Source organism: Hamadaea sp. (assembly GCF_013362815.1).
In the GTDB taxonomy this organism is placed as follows: Bacteria; Actinomycetota; Actinomycetes; order Mycobacteriales; family Micromonosporaceae; genus Hamadaea.
Genome location: NZ_JABFVK010000055.1, coordinates 1 through 20,681, shown reverse-complemented (window position 1 = coordinate 20,681; position 20,681 = coordinate 1). Strand labels below are relative to the sequence as shown.

The window sequence follows — 20,681 nt, the reverse complement described above, 5'->3', positions numbered from 1 at the left end:
ACTCATCGCCCTGATCCGACTCCACCTCGGCGGATACGAAATCACCCTTCCCGGCCGAACCTGACCCACACATACAGCACAAGAGCCCCGATAGTTCATGATCGCGCGGAAAGCCCCGGGCGCGCGGAAAGCCCCGGGCGCGGAAAGCCGCGGGTGTGGGGAACCGCCTCAGAGGGTGACGACCTGGCCGGAGGCGGCGGAGGCCCGGGCGGCGTCCAGCACCTCCATGGTGTGCATGCCGTCCCAGGGATCGACCGGCACGGGACCGTCGCCGGCGATCGCGGCGAACACAGCCGGGTAGTACGCGCCCCAGTCGCCGGGGGTCGGCTCGACCGGCCCGAATTCAGAGCCGCGGCACAGCCGCCCGACCGGGGTGACGACGCGACGGCCGGAGCGCAGCGCGTCCTCCTGCCCGTCGAGGTCGTGGACTACGAAGGCGCCACCCGTGCCCAGTACGCGCATCCGGGGGCCGGGCGCGGCGGCGAGGTTCCCACAGGACAGATGAGAGTGGACGTCCCCAAGGTGGGTCAGCGCCACGAAGACGTCGTCGTCGGCCGCCGTGCCGCGCCGGGATTCGACTTCGGCGTACACGGAGTGGACGGGGCCCAGCAGCTGGACGGCTTGATCCACGAGGTGGCTGCCGAGGTCGAGCAACGAGCCGCCGCCTTCGGTCGGCGGGAGGTCCTCGCGCCACTTGCCGGGCGAAGCCTCGGGCCGCCACCGCTCGAACCGGGACTCGAAGCGCAGCACCTTGCCCAGCTCGCCGTCGGCGATCAAACGCCGCAAGGTGAGGAAGTCGCTGTCCCAGCGCCGGTTCTGGAAGAGCGTGAACAAGACTCCGGCGTCCTCGGCGGCGGTCACCATCTGGTGGGCCTGCTCGGCGGTCAGCGCCATCGGCTTGTCCACCACGACCGGTACGCCCGCAGCAAAACACTCCAGAGCAGCGTCGGCGTGGAACCGAGTGGGCGTCGCCAGCACCACGAGATCGGGGCGGTCCTCGGTCAGCAGTGCGGTCAGGTCGTCCCGGACGGCGGCGTCGGGGAAGTCGGCCGCGACTTCGGCCTGTCGTTCGGGGTTCCGCGTCACCACCCCGACGACCTCGGCCGAAGGCGTCTGCCGGAGCAGTCCGCCGTGGAAGATCCGCCCCGCGACGCCGTATCCGGCGATCCCAACTCGCACAAGGCTCATCGTGCCAGACTCAGTGGATGAAAGAACGCGTACGCGCAGCTCTGCTCGACGGGTTCGACCTGGTGGTGTTCCGGCGGAAGCGTCCGGGCGTGCCGGTCTATTGGGCGTTGCCCGGCGGCGGTGTCGAGCCGGAGGACGCCGATCTGGTGGCGGCGCTGCGCCGCGAGCTGGACGAGGAACTCAAGGCCGTCATCGGCGAGCCGGTCCTGCTGACCAGCCGCGAGACCCCGTACGCCGACGGCAAGACGCCGTTGCAGCACCTGTTCGCCGCCCGGTTGATCTCGATGGACTTCGAGCAGCGGCACGGCCCGGAGTTCGACGACCCCACGAAGGGCGAGTACGCCGTCGAGCGCATCCCGCTCGCGAAGCTCGCCGACTACCCGTTGTTCCCGCCTGAGCTGGGCGATTACCTGCGCGAGCATGCCGACGAGGTATCCCGGGTATTGTAGAGAAGTCTTTCTAAAGCTATCTTTAGGATGTGAACCAGAAACGCTTGGACGACCCCGTCGCGCTGCGGGCGTACGCGCATCCCATCCGGATGAAGCTGGTCGGCCTGCTGCGGCGGGAAGGTCCGCTGACGGCGACGCAGGCCGCCGAGCGCATCGGCGAGAGCGTGCCGAACTGCTCCTTCCACCTGCGCATGCTCGCCAAGTACGGGCTCGTCGAACGGGTCGAGGGCGCGGACAACCGGGAGAAGCCCTGGCGGGCCACGGCGGAGGCGACGAGCTGGCGCAGCGATTCCACCGACACGGCGACCCGGGCCGCGATCGATCATCTCGAGAACATGGTCGTCGCTCGATACGCCGAGCGGGCCCAGGAGTTCCTGCGGCGCAGCGACCTCGAACCGCCCGAGTGGCGGCAATGGACCGGGCCCGGTGACGCGATCCTCTACGTCACCGCGGACGAGCTCGGCGTGCTGCTTCGGGCGATGGAGGACCTGCTCGCGCCGCTGCGGCCCCGCCAAACCGACGCGGCGCAACGTCCCGCGGGCGCGCGAGCCGTCGACATCCTCCAATTCGTCCTCACGCACGAGCCCCCCGAGGGCGCCGGACCGTCGCCGCAGGACACCGAATACGCCGACGCCGCCAAGCCGGTCAAGCCGCCCAAGGCGCCGAAGCTCCCCAAGGCGCCGAAACCACCCAAGCCTCCGAAGCCGCCGAAACCCCCGAAGCCGTTCAGCTAGGAGTAGCCGTGACCGCCACCCTGACCTCCCAGGAAGCCACCCCCGAACAAGCTCCGGAAGAAACGATCCAGGGCCCACGCTGGCTGCCCCGGCTGCTGCGCGAGCGGCAATTCCGCCGCTTCTGGTCCGGCCAGACCATCTCGCTGTTCGGCGATCAGATCTCCGGCCTCGCCCTCCCGCTGCTCGCGGTCCTCGGCGCGGGCGCCGGCGCGGCGGAGATGGGCTATCTCACTGCCGCGGGGCTCCTGCCGAGCCTGCTGTTCTCGCTGCTCGCGGGGGCTTGGGTCGACCGGCGGCCGATCAAGCGGCGCATCATGATCGCGGCCGACCTCGGGCGCGCGGTCCTGCTGCTCACGATCCCCATCTTGTACGCGTTGAGCCTGCTCACGATGACGCAGCTTTATCTCGTGGCGTTCGGCGTGGGCACGCTCTCCGTCCTGTTCGAGGTATGCCGTACGACGCTGTTCGTCTCGCTGGTCGGCAAGGAGTCCTATCTCGAGGCCAACTCGCTGCTCAACGGTTCCCGAGCGATGTCCTATGTGGCCGGACCGTCGGCGGGCGGCGTACTGGTGCAGGTGCTCACGGCACCCGTGGCACTCGTCGCCGACGCCGTCTCGTACCTGTTCTCCGGAGCGCTGCTGGCTCGCATCAAGGTGACCGAGCCCGAGCCGAGCACCTCCCGTGGCCTCGGACTCGGGGAAGGCCTGCGTTTCCTGTGGCGCTCGAAGCTGCTGCGGATGATGCTCGCGGGCAGTACGACGGTGAACCTGTTCAACTACATGTTCTCCACCCTGATCATCCTGTACGCCGCCACCACGCTGGGCATCTCGCCGGGGGTACTGGGTCTGGTGATCGGCATCGCCTCGATCGGGGCGCTGATCGGCGCGGCGATCGCGCGCCGGGTGGCTGACCGCATCGGCGTGGGGCCGGCGCTCATCGTCGGTTACGTGCTCTTTCCCGCGCCGCTGCTCCTGATGCCGGCCGCCTCGGGTAGCCGGCCGACCGTGCTCGTCATGCTGGCCGTCGCCGAATTCCTCTCCGGTGCGGGCGTGATGATCCTCGACATCTGCAGCGGTTCCATCCAAGCCGCTGCCGTCCCGGACGACCTGCGGGCCCGAGTCTCCGGTGCGCACCGCACGATCAACTACGGCATCCGCCCGATCGGTGCGCTCCTCGGTGGAGCGCTCGGCACGCTGCTCGGTGTGCATACGACGCTGTGGGTGAGCGCGATCGGCGGCGTCCTCGCGGTGATCTGGCTGTTCTTCTCACCGCTGCCGAAGATGCGCACCCTCTGAACGGTCACGGCCGTTACAGCCGTTATGGGGGACGACAAGGGACCGGAGCATCGGCTGGACCTCGTGCTGACCATCGTCATGGCGCTCGCGGCGGTCGGCACCGCCTGGGCGGGGTTCGAGAGCACCAAATGGGGCGGCGTCCAGGCGAACGCGTACGCCGAGGCCGGCGCGGTGCGCGCGGAGGCGGGGCGGGCCGCCAACCGGGCCGGGCAGCAGCGTATTCGGGACCTCGTGAACTTCACGTCCTGGCTCAACGCGCTGAACGAAGATCTGCTCGCCGGGAAGATCACGCGTCCGTCGGGCACCTACGCGCCCACCCCCGGGACGTTGTCGGGGTTCCTCTACGAACGGTTCCGGCCCGGCTTCGAACCGGTCATCAAGGCGTGGGTGGCGACCAAACCGCTGGTCAACCCCAATGCCCCGGCCACGCCGTTCGACCTGGACGCGTACCAGTTGCCGGACGAGGACCGGGCCGCGGAGCTGAACGCCCAGGCGGACGCCCTGGCGTCGACCGCGCAGGCCGCCAATCAGCGTGGCGACAACTATGTGCTGACCGCGGTCATGTTCGCGCTGGTCTTGTTCTTCGCGGGCGTCGCCGGGCGCGCCCGGTCCGCCCGTACGCGCGTCGCGCTGGCCGGGCTCGCCGTCGTCGCGCTGGTGGCCGCCGTGATCACGTTGGCGACGTTCCCCGTCGAGATCTGACGATCACGCCAGCTGGGCGCGGGCACCGGTCGTCTGCAGAATGAGGTCGGTGACCGCCACCGGATCGTCGCTCATCGGGACATGGCCGCAGCCGGCGAGGCGGATGACGCGGGCCGTGGGGATCTCGTCGCGGGCGCGGTCGGCCATGTGCACGCCGAAGATCCGGTCGTGCTCGCCCCAGCCGATGGCGACCGGGATGTCGCCGGTCAGCGCGGCGGAGTCGAACCGATAGCCCTTCGACGAACGGGCCACGGCCCGGAAACCCTTGCCGCGCCGCAGCGCCAGCGCATCGCCCAGCGCGCGGTCGGTGTCCAGATTCCCCGGATACGCCATCAGCGAGCCGAACGACGTGGCGCGCAGAGCCGGTCGGCCGCACGTCAGGCGGACGAGGGGAGTGGGGGCGAACGTCGTCCATCGAAGCGCCGTGAGGATGCGCAAGGCGCGGCGGCGCTCGGCTTCGGTGAAGAACCCGGCGGGCGAGAACGCGGTCGCTGACGCGACCGCTCCCGCCGCAGCCAGCTCCAGGCTGATCGCCCCGCCGAGGCTGTATCCGGCGACGTGCGGCCGGTCCAGCCCCCACTCGTCGAAGGCGGCGATCATCGCCTCGACGGTGGCCGTCATGTTCGGCGGCATACCACCGGCGGGGATCGGCGACGAACCGAATCCGGGCAGGTCCAACGCGATGACGTCGTGATGGGCGGCGAGCGCGTCGAACACCGGCTCCCACGCCTGGTGCCGGTGGCCGATGCCGTGCACGAGCACCAGGGTCGGCCCGGTCCCGGCCCGCTTGTGGTTGATCCGCACCGCTACTCCCTTCCCGTTGATCATGAACCCATGGTCCCGACCGACGGTGTGTCGAGCCCCCGAACTCCGTGATCAACAGGTGCCGGTAGGGACGCCTCCGCAGTCGGCGTCCCTACCGACGTCTTCCCGAAGGCCCGGCCCAGCCCCCGGACCTCCTCCTCCATCTGGCCGACCAACCGGCCCGCGCCGCCGGCCCGGATCACGCGGTCGGCGAAGCCCGACAGCACGATCGGGCGCAGCGCCTGCACCAGCGCCATCGACCGGGGCACGTACACCTTGCGCTTGCGGCGCTCGATGCCCTGGACGATCGACTCCGCACACTGCTCAACCGAGATCACGCTGTTCAGCGGCCACGGGAGGCGCTTTTGGGCGTACCGGAACGAGGCGAGGTCGTCGCGGATGTCGCGCACGAGGTCGGTGTCGATCCAGATCGGGTGACAGGTCCCGACCGTGACACCCCGGTGGTACGCCTCCAGCCGGAGCACGTTGCCGAACTGTTCCACGCCCGCCTTCGACGCGCAGTACGCCGCCATGCCGGGCATCGCCGTGAACGCCGCTGCCGACGACACGATGAGGACGTGCCCCTTCGCCTCGGCGACGTGGGGGAGGGCGGTGCTGACCGTGCGCATGGCTCCGAGGAGGTTCACCTCGACCGTACGCACCAACGCGTCGATCGGGCCGGTCGCGACGGTGCCGAGATTGGCGATCCCCGCATTGGCCACGACGACGTCGAGCCGGCCGAACCGGTCCACAGTGGCGGCGACCGCACTGTCCAACGTGGACTGATCAGTGACGTCGGCGGCGTACGCGAAGCCACCGATCTCCGCCGCGACCTGGTTCAGCAGCTCGGGTTCCAAGCCGACCAGGGCGACCTGCGCGCCCCGGGCGGCGGCGAGCCGGGCTACCTGGGCCCCGATGCCGCGCGCGGCGCCGGTGATGAGAACGGTCTTGCCCGTGAGGTCATACCGCATCGGCGTGCTCCTTCATCGCAGTCGCCGGTTGATAGTCCGCCGCCCGGAACTGCCGCGTACGCCATCGGAAGCCGGTCGCGAAGCCGGGCCAGATGGTTGTATTGCGCCCGGTCGCGTCGAGGTACCAACTGGAACAGCCGGTGCCCCACACCGTGCCGCGCATCTTCCTGTCGATGGTGGCCGACCATTCGCGTTGCGCCGCCAGGGTCGGCTCGATCGCGGTCAGGCCTCGCGCCCGCATGTGCTGGAGCGCCTTGACGACGAGGTTCAGCTGCGACTCGATCATCAGCACGACGGAGGTGTGCCCGAGCCCGGTGTTGGGGCCGAGCAGGAAGAACAGGTTGGGGAAGCCGGGCACCGTCGTTCCCCGGTACGCGTACATGCTCGGCGTCCAGGCCTCGCTCAGCGCTCGGCCGTCCGCTCCGCGGAGGTGCCGCATGATCGGCGAGTCGGTCACGTGGAACCCGGTGCCGAGGATGATCGTGTCGGCCGGATGCTCCACGCCGTCGGCGGTGATCAGTCCACCCTCGGTGATCCGGGTGATGCCCGAGGTGACGACGTCCACATTCGACTTCGTCAACGCGGGCCAGTAGTCATTCGATATCAGGACTCGCTTGCACCCCATGGCGTACCGTGGCGTGATCTTGTCCCTGAGCTGAGGATCGCGAACCTGGCGGCGAAGCGTGCGGAGGGAGAGACGCGATGCGAGCCGGTTGATTCGCGGGTGCAGGAAGCCGACGCCCATCGCGTCGCGGACCGAGTAGATGCCGAGGCGCGCGAGCCGTTGTGCGCCGGGGACGTGCCGGTAGAGGAGGCGTTCGACGCGGCTGATGCGGCGGGTGAGCCGCGGCATGATCCAGGCGGGCGTGCGCTGGAAGAGCGACAGCCGTGCCACTTCCGGCTGAATGCGCGGGACGAACTGGATCGCCGACGCGCCGGTGCCGATGACCGCGACGCGCTGGCCGGACAGGTCGTGATCGTGCCGCCAGCGGGCCGAATGGAAGACGGTGCCCCGGAAATCGCCGATCCCGGGGATGTCCGGAATGGAGGGATCGCTGAGCGGGCCGGTGGCGGCGATGAGGACACGCGCGGTGTACTCGCCCTGGCTCGTGCTGAGCGTCCAATGTGTTCCCGACCAGTCGGCGTCGATCACCCGATGCCGGGTCTTGATGCGGTCCCGCAGCCCGAAGCGATCGACGCAGCCGCGCAGGTACGCCCAGATCTCCGCCTGCCCGGAGAAGGTGTTCGACCAGTCGGGGTTGGGGGCGAAGGAGAAGGAGTAGAGGTGCGACGGCACGTCGCAGGCGCACCCGGGATAGGTGTTGTCCCGCCAGGTGCCGCCGACGTCGTCGCCCTCGTCGAAGACCGCGAAGTCGTCGAATCCGGCCTTGCTCAGGCGGATCGCAGCGCCGAGGCCGCCGAAGCCCGCCCCGATGATGGCGATGTCGACGTGACCGCTCATTCCTCGTCCTCCTCCCATGGTGGTGCGCCGACTCCGGTGACGCGTACGCCGCCCCAGGGGTCCACCTCGCCGAGCCGTCCCTTGGCCGACTGTTCTCCGATGCAGACGGTCACCTCGCGACGTCCACTGCGGACGAGCTGCACGACGTCGGTGGACGGCGAAATCCGCCCGCCCCAATGGAAGCGGCCGTCGACCGGCTGCCAGTGGCCGCTCAGGTGGACTCGTACCGCGAGCTCGTTCAGCTTCGCCTCGCCGTCGTAGCTCATTTGATCGCCCTTATTTCGAGCGGGAGATCGGCGCGGCGGCGCAGCCCGTCGAAGCCGCTCCACAGCAGCTCGGTGAGGTAGTCGGTCAGCGCTTCGCGGCGGATCGGGCGGCCGTGCTGCATCCACCAGTCACCGACCGACTGCACGAACCCGACCAGCCCGTACGCCCACGGCTCGGCCGGGCCGGCGTCGAGCCCCAACGCCCGCAGCCGATCGCCGATGACCCGGGCGAGCTCGACCGCCACCTCCCGGCTGGCCCCGACGATGAGCTGGTGCACGCCGGGAATCCCGGACTGGTGCATGACGAAGCGGTACAGATTCGGCTGAGCCTCGATGACGCCCAAGTACGCGTCGATCGTCGCCTCGATGAGGGTGCGCTCCTCGCGTACTTGCTCGACAGCGGGCGCGACCGCGTCCACGACGACACTCGCGAGATGCTGCCCGACGGCGATCCACAACTGCGACTTGTCCGCGAAGTAGCGGTACAGCACGGGTTTGCTGACCCCGGCCGCCGCCGCCACCTGCTCCATGTCGACCTCGGGCCCGTGTTCCAGCACCGCCGCGATCGCCGCCTGGATCAGCTCGATCCGGCGCTGCTCGCGGTGGGCGGCCCAGCGCCGCTTGCGTCCATTGACTTCTGTGCCCTCGCCTTGCATGCTACTACTCGTAACAGTTACGACCCGTAACGTCAATAGCGGTGGTGCTGGATCAGGGATCTGGGCCGAATCTTGCTTCAAGATTCGACCGCGATCCCTGATCCAGCCCGCGAGCAGGGAGGGCGCATGGAGGCACGGGAGTTGACCGCCGAGAGACTCCTGGAGTCCTCGCTGCGGACGAGCTACGACCCGCTCGTCGAGATCGACTGGGACGCACCGCACGAGCCGGGCCGTTACTGGCTGCCGCCGGAACGCAGCAGCCTCTACGGCACGCGGTTGTGGGAGGGCCTCAGCCATGAGCAGCGCGTCGAGCTGACGAAGAACGAGGTCGCGAGCGCGGCCAGCGCCGGTCTCTGGTTCGAGACCATCCTGATGGAGATGCTGATCCGGCAGTACTACGACAGCGACCCCACCAGCCGTCACGCCCAGTACGCCCTGACCGAAGTGGCCGACGAATGCCGCCACTCGATCATGTTCGGCCGGCTCATCGAGGCCATGGGCTGCCCGGTCTACCCGGCGAACCCGTTCGACCACGCCCTCGGCCGCTGGCTGAAGGCGACCGCGCGCGGCCCCCACATGTACGCGTCGATCCTCATCGCCGAGGAGATCCTCGACTCGTTCCAGCGCGAGATCATGGCCGACGACACGCTGCAACCGCTGATCCGCATGGTCTCCCGGATCCACGTGGTCGAAGAGGCCCGCCACGTCCGCTACGCCCGCGAGGAACTCGCCCGGCAGGTGGCCGCCGCTGGTCCGCTGCGCAGCGCGTACGCCCGGATCGTCATCGGGCGGGCGGCGTACTCGATCGCCTCCCGACTGGTCCACCCCCGGGTGTACGCCGCCGTCGGCATCCGGCCCCGGGACGGCGTCGCCGCCGCACGGGCGAATCCGCACTTCCAGGAGACGCTGCGCTGGTCCGCTTCCCGCGTGCACGCCTACCTCGGCGACCTCGGCCTCGTACGCGGTCCCGCCCGGGTGTTGTGGTCTCGCGCCGGCCTCATCTAAGCCTCCCGACTCGCGGGCGCGCCGGGTTCAGCGTGGCGCGCCGACTCCAGCGGGGCGCGCCAGTTCAGCGTGGCGCGCCATGATCAGCGTGGCGCGCCATGATCAGCGGAAGTTTCGCGGTGCTATAACCCCGCGAAACTTCCGCTGATCAAGGAAACCGCGCAGCGGGGTAAACCAGTCGCGCGACCGGACCAGAGGCGGCACGCTAGGGGAATGATCCACAACTGGCAGCTGGACGAGCTCGCCCACGCGGGCCCAGAGCACCTCGACGCCGATTTCATCGCGGGCTACGACCGAAAGCAGGGCTTCCCGGACCCGGCCGACGACATCGCCGCCATGCGCACCGCCGGGTTGGGCAGCGACTCCACAGTGGTCGACCTCGCCGCCGGCACGGGCCAGTTCGCCCGGCAGGCGAAGGAAGCCTTCCAACGGGTCGTCGCGGTCGACGTGTCGCCGGCGATGACCGCAGCGCTGACACAGCACGGACTGGAGGTCGTCCAAGCCGGCTTCCTCACCTTCCAGCCGGACGGTCCTTTGGACGGGGTGTTCACCCGCAACGCTCTCCACCAGCTGCCGGACTTCTTCAAGGTGGTGGCGTTGCAGCGGATCGCCGACATGTTACGGCCGGGCGGCGTACTGCGCGTGCGGGATCTCATCTACGACTTCGCTCCGTCCGAGGTGGACGCCGTCTTCGCGGACTGGTTCGCCGGAGCCGCCGACGATCCGGCCGCCGGCTACACCGCCGAGGACTACGCCGAGCACATCCGCACGGAGTACAGCACCTTCCGCTGGCTCTTCGAGCCGATGCTGACGGCTGCGGGCTTCGACATCGTCGACGTCGAGTACGAGCGACGCCTCTACGGTGCATACACCTGTGTGAAACGATGACGTCATGAGGGAGAAGCCGCTCATCGCGGTGCTTACTGGCGCTGGGATCTCCACCGACTCGGGCATCCCGGACTTCCGCGGCCCGAACGGGGTGTGGACCCGGGATCCGGCCAAGGAGAAGCTGTTCACGCTGCAGAACTACCTGGCCGATGAGGAGGTGCGGAAGGCTTCCTGGCTGGCTCGGCGCGACAATCCAGCGTGGACGGCCAAGCCGAACGCGGCTCACGAGGCGCTGGCTGAGTTGGAGCGCAACGGTTTCCCGGTCCGGATCATCACGCAGAACATCGACGGGCTGCATCAGAAGTCCGGGATCAGCGACCGCAAGGTCATCGAGGTCCACGGCACCATGTTCACCGTGCGGTGCTGGGACTGCGACGCGCGTACGACGATGCGCGAGGCGCTCGACCGGGTCGAGGCGGGCGAGCTCGATCCGCGCTGCACGGCCTGCGGCGGCATCCTCAAGGCGGGCACGATCATGTTCGGCGAGCTGCTCGATACGGACACCATGGATCGCGCGGCTCAGGTCGCGTCCGCGTGCGACCTCTTCTGGGCCGTGGGCACGTCGCTGACCGTCGAACCGGCGGCGTTGCTGTGCGCGATCGCCGCCGAGTCCGGCGCTCGCATCACCATCGTGAACGCGCAGGCCACGCCGTATGACGGGCTCGCAAGCAGCGTCGTGCGCGAGCCGATCGGCGAGGCACTGCCGAAGCTGGTCCAGGAACTGCTTCAGGAATACGCGTAGTGCAGCGCTCCTATGTGGTCACGGGCGGTGGGCGCGGGATCGGCCGGGCGATCGTCGAGCGTTTGCGCCGGGAGGGTGCTGTCGTCGTGGTCGAACGGGATGCGGCGGCGCTGGCCGGGATCGACCTCGGGGTGGCGGGCGACGCCGCTGACGAGGCGATCGCGGAACGGGCGGCCGACCTGGCCGAGTCCGCTGGTCGGCTGGCCGGTTGGGTCAACAACGCAGCGGTCTTCCGGGACGCCGCTGTCCACGACACGCCACCCGCGCAGGTGCTGGAGTTGATCGCGGCAAATCTCGGCCCGACGCTGACCGGCAGTTCGACTGCAGTACGCCGGATGCTGGCGGCGGGCGAGGGTGGTGCGATCGTCAACGTCTCGTCGCATCAGGCGCAGCGGGCCGTGCCCGGCGCCCTCCCGTACGCGACGGCGAAGGCGGCGATCGAGGGGCTGACCCGTGCGCTGGCGGTCGACTATGGACAGTACGGCGTGCGAGTCAACGCAGTGGCGCTCGGTTCGATTGCGACGGAACGACTCGAGGAAGCCGAGGAACGCGTCCGGTCCGAACTTGCCCGGCTGCATCCGATCGGCCGCATTGGGCGTACCAGTGAAGTGGCGGAAGTGGTCGCGTTCCTGTTGTCACCAGCGGCGAGCTTCGTCCACGGTGCTGTGGTGCCTGTGGACGGTGGGCGAGCCGCGCTGGGCTTGGACCCGGAGGCGCGTTAGCCGGTCGCGCGGGTCGAGGGCTCGCCCGGAGCCCAGACCTCGACGTCGCTGAAACCGGCCGAGTGCTCTGTGGACGGACCGGGGTCGCGCTGGAGTACGCCGATGTTGAGCCGGCCCGTGGGGTAAGTCGTCTCGTCGCGTTCGTCGAGGAGGTAGCCGTCGCGGTAGAAGCTGAAGTGGTCGCCGACGGCGAGGATGGTGAACCGCTCGGACTGGCCGGCGGCGAGCGGCTCCGGAAACGGCATCTGCAACCGCAGAGGATTGCCCCAGTTGCCTTTGCCGTCCTTCTCGTGCCGGACGAAGTACGCCCCGTCCGCGCAGATCTGGAGCGCGTATCCACTGTCGCCGGTGTAGCGGAACCAGATGCCGGCGCAGGTTCCCGGCGTGACGAGCTGCACCGAGACGGAGAAGGCGAAGTCCTGATAGGACTGCTGTGGCCCCGAGCACCGGTAGACCGTGCCCGGCGCGGAGACGACGAAGACGCCGTGCGTGTAGGAGCACTTGGCCGACAGCTCCGGTTCGGAGCGCTGGATCCAGTTGTCGGACTTCGTCAGCGGGTCGGCCAGCACGAGCTGGAAGCCGTCGGGGATCACGAGCGGGGACGCCTGCGGCGACGGTGACGCGGGCGGGTCCTGCGCGTGGCTGCTGAGATCCGGCCATACCCCGTACGCGAAGATGCCGGCTGCGATCAGCGCGATCACGGCCGCCAGGACGACCCCCAGGGTGCGTACGCGTCGGCGGCGCGGTTTGCGCACTGGAATGCGCGTGCTGACGGTCGTCTCGTCGGCGGTCGCATCGATCGCGGCCTGCGCCGGGATGAGGACGTCCTGCGGGACCTTGCGCGTCGATCCGACCGTCATCAGCAGGTCGAGCAGTTCCCGAGCGGTCGGCCGCTCGGCCGGGTCCTTCGACAGCGCTTGGGCGACGACGTCGCGCAGCGGCCCGCTGACCCCGGTCAGGTTCGGGGCCTCGGTGAGGATGCGGATCGCGGTCGTGGCCGGAGTGTCCCCGGCGAACGGCGTATGCCCCGTCGCGGCGTAACACATGACCGCGCCCCAGGCGAAGACGTCCGCTTTGGCGTTGACCGACTTCAGGCCACCGCTGAGCCGCTCGGGCGCGATGTACGGGACGGTGCCCATGACCTGGTCGGCCTGGGTGATGCCGGTCGGGGTATCGGAGTCGCGGGCCAGCCCGAAGTCGATGACCTTGACCCCGCCCCGGGGCAGCAGGACGTTGCCCGGCTTGAGGTCGCGGTGGATGATGCCGGCGGCGTGGATCGCGGTCAATGCGGTGGCCACGCCGATGCCGAGCGACTGCAGGGCCGCGCCGCTGAGCGGGCCCGACTCCTTGACGATGTCGGCGAGGCTCGGGCCGTCGACGTACTCGGCGATCAGATAGGGCGGATCGTGATCGGGGTCGGCCTCGATGACCTCGGCGGTGCAGAACGGCGGAACCGTCTTGGCCCGGGCGACCTCGCCCCGGAACCGTTCCCGGAACTCCTCGCGATCGAGCAGGTGATCGCGGATGACCTTGAGGGCGACCTGTGTCCCGTCCGGGGACTGTGCCAGGTAGACGGTGCCCATGCCACCTTCACCGAGGCGGCCCAGCAGCTGATAGCCGCCGATCCGGAGCTGGTCGCTCGGCCGCAGCGCCTGCACTCCTGTCATCCACCCCTCCCCGCGAACGTGGGCAAGCATGCCATCTTGCGGGTGTCGACGTAAACCGACCTTCGGCTGCCAGGTGTGACCCGGAGTTTGCGTCGTTAAGGAGTATTGCCAACGGCGAAGAAATGGTGAAACTTTAACAGCGACGCACCCCGTGTTACACCCCTGAATGAGCAGCCCCTGGAGGAACAACGATGTCCCCATCCCTGCCTCGCCGTACCTTCACGGCTCTGGCACTGGCGGCTCCGCTGACCGCCGCCCTCCCCGGCGTGGCGTTCGCCGAGGAGCCCTCGACGCTCGCGGGCGCACCGGACCCGTTCCCCGTTCCGGACACTTCCAGCTGCGAGGTCGACCCCGCGACGCCGAAGCGGGAGTTCCGCGCGATGTGGATCGCCAGCGTGGTCAACATCGACTGGCCGCGGGCGGCCGGGCTGGACGAGCAGAGCCTGAAGGCCGACTACCGGGCCTGGCTGGACCTCGCCGAGAAGCTCAACCACAACGCCGTAGTGGTGCAGATCCGGCCCACCGCGGACGCGTTCTGGCCGTCGGCATACGAGCCGTGGTCGGAGTGGCTGACCGGCAAGCGCGACGGCGTCGGCCCCGGCTGGGACCCGGTCGCCTGGATGGTCGCCGAGACGCACGCCCGCAACCTCGAATTCCACGCCTGGTTCAACCCCTACCGCGTGTCCATGCCGGCCGTCAGCGGCGGCGCGGGCGGCGACGTCACCAAGCTCGCCCCCAACCACCCCGTCCAGCAGCACCCCGACTGGGCGGTGGCGTACCCGGTCGGCAACGCGTCGACGCGGCTCTACTACAACCCGGGCATCCCCGAGGTACGCGCGTTCGTGCAGGACGCCATCATGGACGCCGTCACCAAGTACGACCTCGACGGCGTGCACTTCGACGACTACTTCTACCCGTACCCGGCGTCCGGCCAGGACTTCGGCGACGAGGCCACCTTCGCGGCGCACGGCGCGGGCTGGGCGACCAAGGCCGACTGGCGGCGTAACAACATCGACCTGCTGATCCAGGAGATGTCGCAGAAGGTCCGCGAGGCCAAGCCGTGGGTGAAGTTCGGGGTCAGCCCGTTCGGCATCTGGCGCAACAAGGCGGCCGACCCGCTGGGTTCGGAGACCAACGGCACACAGTCCTACGACGCCAACTTCGCCGACACCCGCAAGTGGGTGAAGGAGGGCTGGCTGGACTACATCGTCCCGCAGGTCTACTGGAACATCGGCTTCGCCGTCGCCGACTACGGAAAGCTCGTGCCCTGGTGGGCCGACGTCGTCGCGGGCACCCAGTGCCAGCTGTACATCGGCCAGGCCGACTACAAGATCTCGGCGGCCGGGCAGCCGGCGGCCTGGTTCGACCCGGCCGAAATGGGCAAGCACATCGCGCTCAACCGGTCGCTGCCCGAGGTCGACGGCAGCATCCACTTCTCGGCCAAGGACGTGAAGGCCAACCGCCTCGGTGCGACCGACTTGTACGCGGCCGCGTACTACTCGCGTCCGTCGCTTCCGCCGGCGCTGGAGCGGGTGGCGGCCAAGCCGATGATCCCGCCGGTCATCACCCACTTGCGCCGGGAGGCCGGCGGCGTACGCCTGCAGTGGCTGGCTCCCGGTAACGAGGGCCGCCCGTTCGACGACCCGACGTCGTTCGCGATCTACCGCTACGAGGGCCGCGACCCGCTGCCCGAGCCGTGCGACCTGGCCGACGCGGCCCTGCTCGTCGGCACCGTACGCGGAACGTCCTATCTCGACACGACGGCGGTCGCCGGTACGGCGTACACGTATGTCGTGACCGCACTGGACCGGGTCTGGCACGAGAGCGCGCCGGGCATCGGCCGCTTCACGATCAACTAGGGTCTGTCTCTCGGATCTCGCGAGTCGGTGGCGAGGTCCAGGCGGCGACTCGGCTAGCTTGATCTTCGTCGGAATACTCGTGGTATTTCGGCGAAGACTCAAGCGACGCCGATCGTCCGTCTGGGCCCGCCAACGGCCGCGAACGATCCGGGAGACAGACCCTAGCGCTCATCCGCCCGGCGGGCTTCCCAGCGTTCCATGAGGCCCGCCATCTCGTCCTGGATGAACGCATAGAAGTCCGCCATCTCGGCGATCCGGCCGCCGGCGACGGTTCCCCGTCCGCCGGCGGCCTCGACTCCTTCGGCCGCCAGCTTGCCGACGACGGCGAAGATGCCGCCTTTGACCATCGCGCCCTGATACCAGGCGTCGTCCGGCAGCCGGTAGACGTCCCGGCGAGAGCCTGGCACCGGCTCCTTCACGACCAGTCCCAGTTGCTGGAGATAGCGAACCGAGCCGGAGACGGCGGCGGGGCTGATCGCCAGCCCGTCGGCGATCTCGGCGGCGGTCAGCGTGGACTCCTCCGCCGCCATCAGGAGCATCAGCACCCGGGCCGCCATCCGTGGCATTCCGTAGTTGGCGAAGGTCATCGCCGTGTGCTCGACGAAGCGGCGTACGCCGTCCTCGTCCCGCTCTGGCGGCCCCTTCGTCGTCGGCTTCTGCGCCATCTCTGCCTCCTGCGTCACAGCTCGAAGTTTGCCATGCCCTGAAGCTTCACAAGTTTGTGAAGCAAGTGTAGCGTCTGAATCATGGAAAACATCATCGAGGCGTCGGGCCTGCGCAAAAGCTTCGGGCCCACGCAGGCACTGGACGGACTCGACCTGGTCGTCCGCCGGGGTGAAGTGCACGGGTTCCTCGGCCCCAACGGCGCCGGCAAGTCGACCACCATCCGGGTGCTACTCGGCCTCCTCAAAGCCGACGGAGGCAGCGCGACCCTGTTCGGCGGCGACCCGTGGAAGGACGCGGTGACGCTGCACAAGCGGCTCGCATACGTCCCGGGCGACGTCACCCTGTGGCCCTCGCTGACCGGTGGCGAAGTGATCGACCTGCTCGCCCGGCTGCGCGGCGGTGGCGACAAGGGCAAGCGCGACGAGCTCATCCAGCGCTTCGAACTCGACCCGCGCAAGAAGGGCCGCACCTACTCCAAGGGCAACCGGCAGAAGGTGGCGCTGGTCGCCGCCCTCGCCAGCGACGCCGAACTGCTGATCCTCGACGAGCCGACCTCCGGGCTCGACCCGCTGATGGAGTCCGTCTTCCAGGATTGCATCAACGCCGAGCGGCAGAACGGGCGTACCGTGCTGCTGTCGAGCCACATCCTCGCCGAGGCGGAGGCGCTCTGCGACCGGGTGAGCATCATCCGCGCCGGGAAGACCGTCGAGACGGGCACCCTCGCCGAGCTGCGGCACTTGACGCGTACGTCGATCTCGGCCGACCTGGCGTCGCCGCCCGACGGGCTGGCCACCATGCCGGGCGTACACGACTTCGTGGTGGAGGGCAGCCGGGTCAAGTTCCAGGTCGACACCGCCGTCCTGGACGAGACGCTGCGGCATCTGGCCTCGCTCGGCGTACGCGGGCTGACGAGCCAGCCGCCGACGCTGGAGGAGCTGTTCCTGCGGCACTACCAGAGCGAAGGAGCGCAGTCGTGACCGCGCTCGCCGGCACCGGGCAACTGCTGCGGCTCGCGCTGCGGCGGGACCGGTTCATCCTGCCGCTCTGGGCGATCCTGCTCGCCCTGTTCCCGGCCAGCGTGGCCGGCAGCTTCAAGGCGCTCTACCCCGACCCGGTGGAGCTGGCCAAATTCGCCAAGTCCATGATCGCCTCCCCGTCGATCACCGGCTTCTACGGACCCATCTTCGCCCCGAACCTCGGTTCGTTGTCGGCCTGGCGGTCCGGCATTCTGGTGATCATCGCCGCGCTGGCCGTCTCGTTGACCGTCATCCGGCATACGCGCAACGAAGAGGAGCAGGGTCGGCGGGAACTGCTCGGCGCGACTGTCGTCGGCCGGCCCGCCCAACTGGTGGCGGCACTGCTGCTCGCTTTCGGGACGAGCGCCGTCATCGGCGTACTCGCCGCTCTCGGCCTCGCATCCGCCGCTCCCGGCGCTGGAGCCTGGGCCTTCGGCCTCGAGTACGCCGTGATCTGCGCCTTCTTCGGCGCGGTCGCCGGCTTGGCCGCCCAGCTGACGCAGAGCGCCCGCACCGCGCGGTGGATCGTCGGCGCCGCCCTCGGTGGATCGTTTCTGCTCCGGGCGGCCGGTGATGCCAACGGCGACGAGAACTCCGTCCTGTCGTGGATCTCGCCGATCGGGTTCGCCCAGCGCATCCGCCCGTACGCCGGAGAACGCTGGTGGATCGGGGGAGTGCTCCTGCTGATCGCCGTGGCGTTCGGGCTGTGGGCGTACAAGTTGGCGGGAAGCCGCGACATCGACGCAGGCCTGGTCGCGCCACGGCCCGGACCACCCCGCGCCGGGCGGAGCCTGTCGTCGCCCCTGGGCCTGGCCTGGCGGCTGCAGCGCGGCGGCCTGATCGGCTGGCTGATCGGGTTCGCGGTGATCAGCGGCGTGCTCGGCTCGGCCGCGACCACCGCGTCGGACGCGCTGAAGGACAGTCCTGAGCTGGCGGAGATGTTCCAGCGGCTCGGCGGCGCGACCGCCCTCGGCGACCTGTTCATGGTCACGCTGATCTCGATCACCGCGATCGCCGCTGCCGCGCAAGGCATCCAAGCGGCGGTACGCGCGCGGACCGAGGAGACGACCGGGCGCCTGGAGCCGATCCTGGCGACAGCGGTCGGGCGTACGCGATGGAATGCCGGTTATGTGTTGTTCGCGCTGGGCGGCCCGGTGCTGAGCATGCTGGTCGTGGGACTTGTCGGGGGTCTGTCCTATGGTGGCAGTTCGGGCGACGTCAGCGGTCAGCTGCCGCGCATCCTCGGCGCGGCGCTGGTCTCGCTGCCCGCGATCTGGCTGACCGTCGCGATCGTGCTGGCGCTGTTCGGCCTCGCACCCCGGCTCGTCGCCGCGGGATGGGTGCTGCTGGCGGCGTTCCTGCTGCTCGGGCAGCTCGGCGCGGTACTGCAGCTGAGCCAGTGGGCGCTGGATCTGTCGCCGTTCACCCACACGCCGCACCTGCCCGGTGGTGCGATGACCTGGACCCCGTTGATCTGGCTTTCCTTGCTGTCTGTCGCGCTGGGTGCGCTCGGGTTCGCCGGGTTCCGGCGGCGCGACGTGGGCTGACGCGCCTCACCCCTGTCCTGTCGCGTTGACCGGTCGCCCTGTCGCCCTGTCGCGTTGATCATGAACCTAGGGTCCCGCTCGTCGGCGTGTCGCGACCCCCAGGTTCGTGATCAACGAGGTGCGTACGTTATCCCGGGATATCGCCGTCTTCCGCGCGGTTGAGAGAGCGATATCCCGGATAACGCGATGAGGCGCAGACAGTCGCCGGCTTTTCGATTACATTCGATGACGGCACCACCGGCCCGCCCAGGCCGGACCAACCCTCCATTCTCCACGGACGGAGTGCACGAATGTCCCCCAGAAGACGCTGGGGCGCGGCCTTGTCCGCGCTCGCCGTCAGCGCCGCCACGTTCGTCGTGGCCACTCTGCTCACCACCGCCAGTCCCGCGCAGGCCGCCGGCACCGGCGTCGGCTACCTGCACACCAACGGCAGCAAGCTCGTCGACAGCACCGGGGCCACGGTCCGGCTCACCGGCATCAACTGGTTCGGCATGGAGACCGACAACCGGACCTTCCACGGCCTGTGGTCCAGCCAGACCTGGAAGTCGCAGATCGACCACATGGCCCAACTGGGCTACAACACCATCCGCGTGCCGTACTCCGGCGACGCGCTCAAGGCGGGTGCCACGGCCACGGGCATCAATGACTACGTGAACCCAGACCTGGTGGGCAACTCGCCCTTGCAGATCCTCGACAAGGTCATCGCGTACGCCGGTCAGAAGGGCATGCGTATCCTGCTCGATCGGCACCGCCCGAGTTCGGCTGGTCAGACGCCATTGTGGTACACCGGCACCGTGTCCGAGGCGAGCATGATCGCCGACTGGCAGATGCTGGCCCAGCGGTACGCCGGGAACTCGACCGTCATAGGTGGCGACCTGTTCAACGAGCCGCACGCCGAGGGCACCGATCCGAGTGGCACCGGCGCGTGCTGGGGCTGCGGTGACACCGCTCGCGACTGGCGGCTGGCCGCCCAACGGATCGGCAACGCGATCCTGTCGGTGAACTCGAACTGGCTCATCGTCGTCGAGGGTGTGAGCTGCCCGTCCGGTGGTTCGCCGAACGTCTGGGACTCCATTCCGGACGACCCGATGACCTGCGACTGGTGGGGTGGCAACCTCGCCGGCGCGGCGCAGTACCCGGTGCAGCTGAACACCGCGAATCGGCTGGTCTACTCGGCCCACGACTACGGAATCTCGGTGTACGACCGGCAGCCGTGGTTCAAGGACGCCTCGTTCCCCGAGAACCTGCCCGCCGTGTGGGACCACTTCTGGGGCTACCTCTACAAGAACAACACCGCTCCGGTGCTGGTCGGCGAGTTCGGCAGTACGCTCGCCAACCCGCTGGACGTGCAGTGGCTGACGAAGTTGATGTCCTACATGGGCACCGGCGTGAACGGGATCTCCTTCACGTACTGGGCCTGGAACCCGAACTCCGGGGACACCGGCGGCATCGTCTCCGACGACTGGGTCACGGTGAACACCCAGAAGCAGAACATCGTCGGGCCGTACCTGATCGCGCCCGTCGGCTCCGGTTCGTCCTCCTCTCCGTCGGCGTCCACCTCCGCGTCCGCTTCGGCCTCCGCCTCCGCCTCCGCCTCCGCCTCCGCATCCGCGTCCGCGTCGGCGTCTCCTTCGGGCGGCACCGGGACCGGCTCGTGCTCGGTGACGTACAAGGTGGACAGTTCGTGGCCGCAGGGCTTCAACGCCAGCGTGACCGTCAAGAACACCGGAACGTCGACGGTGAACAACTGGGTCGCCACGTTGACGCTGCCCAGCGGCGTCAGCCTGGTGAACGGGTGGAACGCCACGGTGACCGCGAGCGGCCAGACGCTGACCGCGGCCGCCCCCACCTGGGCGCCCAACCTGGCAGCTGGCAGCTCGGTCACGTTCAACTTCCAGGCGAACGGGCCGTCCTCGCCTGCTCCCAGTGGATACAAGCTGAACGGAGTCGCCTGCTCCTGACGTCACCGTGACGCTGCGCAGGTTTCCCGCTTGGGGAGACCTGCGCAGCTTCACACTCGTTGGTGGGCCCCGCGTTGCGCC

The 20,681-nt window shown here is 69.2% G+C and carries 20 protein-coding genes; 12 read left to right on the top strand and 8 right to left on the bottom strand.

What is annotated here, in order from left to right; genetic code table 11:
• Positions 1 to 168: 168 nt before the first annotated feature.
• Positions 169 to 1,188: a Gfo/Idh/MocA family oxidoreductase gene (locus HOV77_RS24765; protein WP_290865601.1), complete on the bottom strand. Its 1,020-nt coding sequence runs from the start codon at positions 1,186 to 1,188 to the stop codon at positions 169 to 171.
• 17 nt (positions 1,189 to 1,205) lie between these two features.
• Here HOV77_RS24765 and HOV77_RS24760 point away from each other — a divergent pair, with 17 nt between their 5' ends.
• The 4 genes from HOV77_RS24760 (at position 1,206) to HOV77_RS24745 (ending at position 4,368) form a co-directional block, all read left to right on the top strand.
• Positions 1,206 to 1,637 (top strand): NUDIX hydrolase, encoded by a 432-nt coding sequence (locus HOV77_RS24760; RefSeq protein ID WP_290865599.1) that lies wholly within the window; start codon positions 1,206 to 1,208, stop codon positions 1,635 to 1,637.
• A 29-nt stretch (positions 1,638 to 1,666) separates the two neighbouring features.
• Positions 1,667 to 2,371, top strand: a complete 705-nt coding sequence (locus tag HOV77_RS24755) for a helix-turn-helix domain-containing protein (protein ID WP_290865597.1) — start codon at positions 1,667 to 1,669, stop codon at positions 2,369 to 2,371.
• Between the two features lie 65 nt (positions 2,372 to 2,436).
• Positions 2,437 to 3,666: an MFS transporter gene (locus HOV77_RS24750; protein WP_290865603.1), complete on the top strand. Its 1,230-nt coding sequence runs from the start codon at positions 2,437 to 2,439 to the stop codon at positions 3,664 to 3,666.
• A 24-nt stretch (positions 3,667 to 3,690) separates the two neighbouring features.
• On the top strand, positions 3,691 to 4,368 hold the full coding sequence (locus HOV77_RS24745; RefSeq protein ID WP_290865595.1) for a hypothetical protein: 678 nt from the start codon (positions 3,691 to 3,693) through the stop codon (positions 4,366 to 4,368).
• A 3-nt stretch (positions 4,369 to 4,371) separates the two neighbouring features.
• Here HOV77_RS24745 and HOV77_RS24740 read toward each other — a convergent pair whose 3' ends face one another.
• From HOV77_RS24740 to HOV77_RS24720, 5 genes are read right to left on the bottom strand one after another with little or no spacing between them, the layout of a single operon-like run.
• Positions 4,372 to 5,196: an alpha/beta fold hydrolase gene (locus HOV77_RS24740; protein WP_290865593.1), complete on the bottom strand. Its 825-nt coding sequence runs from the start codon at positions 5,194 to 5,196 to the stop codon at positions 4,372 to 4,374.
• The gene (locus HOV77_RS24735; protein WP_290865591.1) at positions 5,193 to 6,143 is read right to left on the bottom strand and encodes an SDR family oxidoreductase; all 951 of its coding nucleotides are present in this window, start codon (positions 6,141 to 6,143) and stop codon (positions 5,193 to 5,195) included. Before HOV77_RS24735 ends, HOV77_RS24740 begins: the two co-directional genes overlap by 4 nt.
• The gene (locus HOV77_RS24730) at positions 6,133 to 7,605 is read right to left on the bottom strand and encodes an NAD(P)/FAD-dependent oxidoreductase (protein WP_290865589.1); all 1,473 of its coding nucleotides are present in this window, start codon (positions 7,603 to 7,605) and stop codon (positions 6,133 to 6,135) included. Before HOV77_RS24730 ends, HOV77_RS24735 begins: the two co-directional genes overlap by 11 nt.
• Entirely contained in the window at positions 7,602 to 7,871 is a 270-nt protein-coding gene (locus tag HOV77_RS24725) for a DUF4873 domain-containing protein (protein WP_290865587.1), read from the bottom strand. The genes HOV77_RS24730 and HOV77_RS24725 overlap by 4 nt, the downstream gene beginning before the upstream one ends.
• Complete coding sequence (locus tag HOV77_RS24720) at positions 7,868 to 8,527, bottom strand: TetR/AcrR family transcriptional regulator (protein ID WP_290865585.1); 660 nt, start codon at positions 8,525 to 8,527, stop codon at positions 7,868 to 7,870. Before HOV77_RS24720 ends, HOV77_RS24725 begins: the two co-directional genes overlap by 4 nt.
• A 126-nt stretch (positions 8,528 to 8,653) precedes the next feature.
• On the opposite strand from HOV77_RS24720, the gene HOV77_RS24715 reads away from it, so the two are divergent.
• The 4 genes from HOV77_RS24715 to HOV77_RS24700 all read left to right on the top strand — a co-directional run bounded on the left by HOV77_RS24715 (position 8,654) and on the right by HOV77_RS24700 (position 11,884).
• Positions 8,654 to 9,532: a diiron oxygenase gene (locus HOV77_RS24715; RefSeq protein ID WP_290865583.1), complete on the top strand. Its 879-nt coding sequence runs from the start codon at positions 8,654 to 8,656 to the stop codon at positions 9,530 to 9,532.
• Positions 9,533 to 9,745: 213 nt separating this feature from the next.
• Positions 9,746 to 10,420 carry a class I SAM-dependent methyltransferase gene (locus tag HOV77_RS24710; RefSeq protein ID WP_290865581.1) on the top strand — a complete coding sequence of 225 codons (675 nt, stop codon included), beginning with the start codon at positions 9,746 to 9,748 and terminating at the stop codon, positions 10,418 to 10,420.
• A 4-nt stretch (positions 10,421 to 10,424) separates the two neighbouring features.
• Positions 10,425 to 11,162, top strand: coding sequence for a Sir2 family NAD-dependent protein deacetylase (locus HOV77_RS24705; RefSeq protein ID WP_290865579.1), 738 nt, complete (start codon positions 10,425 to 10,427; stop codon positions 11,160 to 11,162).
• Entirely contained in the window at positions 11,162 to 11,884 is a 723-nt protein-coding gene (locus HOV77_RS24700; protein ID WP_290865577.1) for an SDR family oxidoreductase, read from the top strand. The genes HOV77_RS24705 and HOV77_RS24700 overlap by 1 nt, the downstream gene beginning before the upstream one ends.
• On the opposite strand, the gene HOV77_RS24695 is transcribed toward HOV77_RS24700, so the two are convergent.
• On the bottom strand, positions 11,881 to 13,551 hold the full coding sequence (locus HOV77_RS24695) for a serine/threonine-protein kinase (RefSeq protein WP_290865575.1): 1,671 nt from the start codon (positions 13,549 to 13,551) through the stop codon (positions 11,881 to 11,883). The genes HOV77_RS24700 and HOV77_RS24695 overlap by 4 nt on opposite strands.
• Positions 13,552 to 13,742: 191 nt before the next feature.
• Between HOV77_RS24695 and HOV77_RS24690 the strand changes: the two genes are divergently transcribed.
• Complete coding sequence (locus HOV77_RS24690; protein WP_290865573.1) at positions 13,743 to 15,410, top strand: family 10 glycosylhydrolase; 1,668 nt, start codon at positions 13,743 to 13,745, stop codon at positions 15,408 to 15,410.
• A gap of 161 nt (positions 15,411 to 15,571) precedes the next feature.
• On the opposite strand, the gene HOV77_RS24685 is transcribed toward HOV77_RS24690, so the two are convergent.
• Positions 15,572 to 16,093, bottom strand: a complete 522-nt coding sequence (locus tag HOV77_RS24685) for a MarR family transcriptional regulator (RefSeq protein ID WP_290865571.1) — start codon at positions 16,091 to 16,093, stop codon at positions 15,572 to 15,574.
• 63 nt (positions 16,094 to 16,156) lie between these two features.
• On the opposite strand from HOV77_RS24685, the gene HOV77_RS24680 reads away from it, so the two are divergent.
• From HOV77_RS24680 to HOV77_RS24670, 3 genes are all read left to right on the top strand, one after another.
• The gene (locus HOV77_RS24680) at positions 16,157 to 17,053 is read left to right on the top strand and encodes an ABC transporter ATP-binding protein (protein WP_290865569.1); all 897 of its coding nucleotides are present in this window, start codon (positions 16,157 to 16,159) and stop codon (positions 17,051 to 17,053) included.
• The gene (locus HOV77_RS24675; protein ID WP_290865567.1) at positions 17,050 to 18,639 is read left to right on the top strand and encodes an ABC transporter permease; all 1,590 of its coding nucleotides are present in this window, start codon (positions 17,050 to 17,052) and stop codon (positions 18,637 to 18,639) included. The genes HOV77_RS24680 and HOV77_RS24675 overlap by 4 nt, the downstream gene beginning before the upstream one ends.
• A 290-nt stretch (positions 18,640 to 18,929) precedes the next feature.
• Positions 18,930 to 20,600 (top strand): cellulase family glycosylhydrolase, encoded by a 1,671-nt coding sequence (locus HOV77_RS24670; RefSeq protein ID WP_290865565.1) that lies wholly within the window; start codon positions 18,930 to 18,932, stop codon positions 20,598 to 20,600.
• Positions 20,601 to 20,681 lie beyond the last annotated feature (81 nt).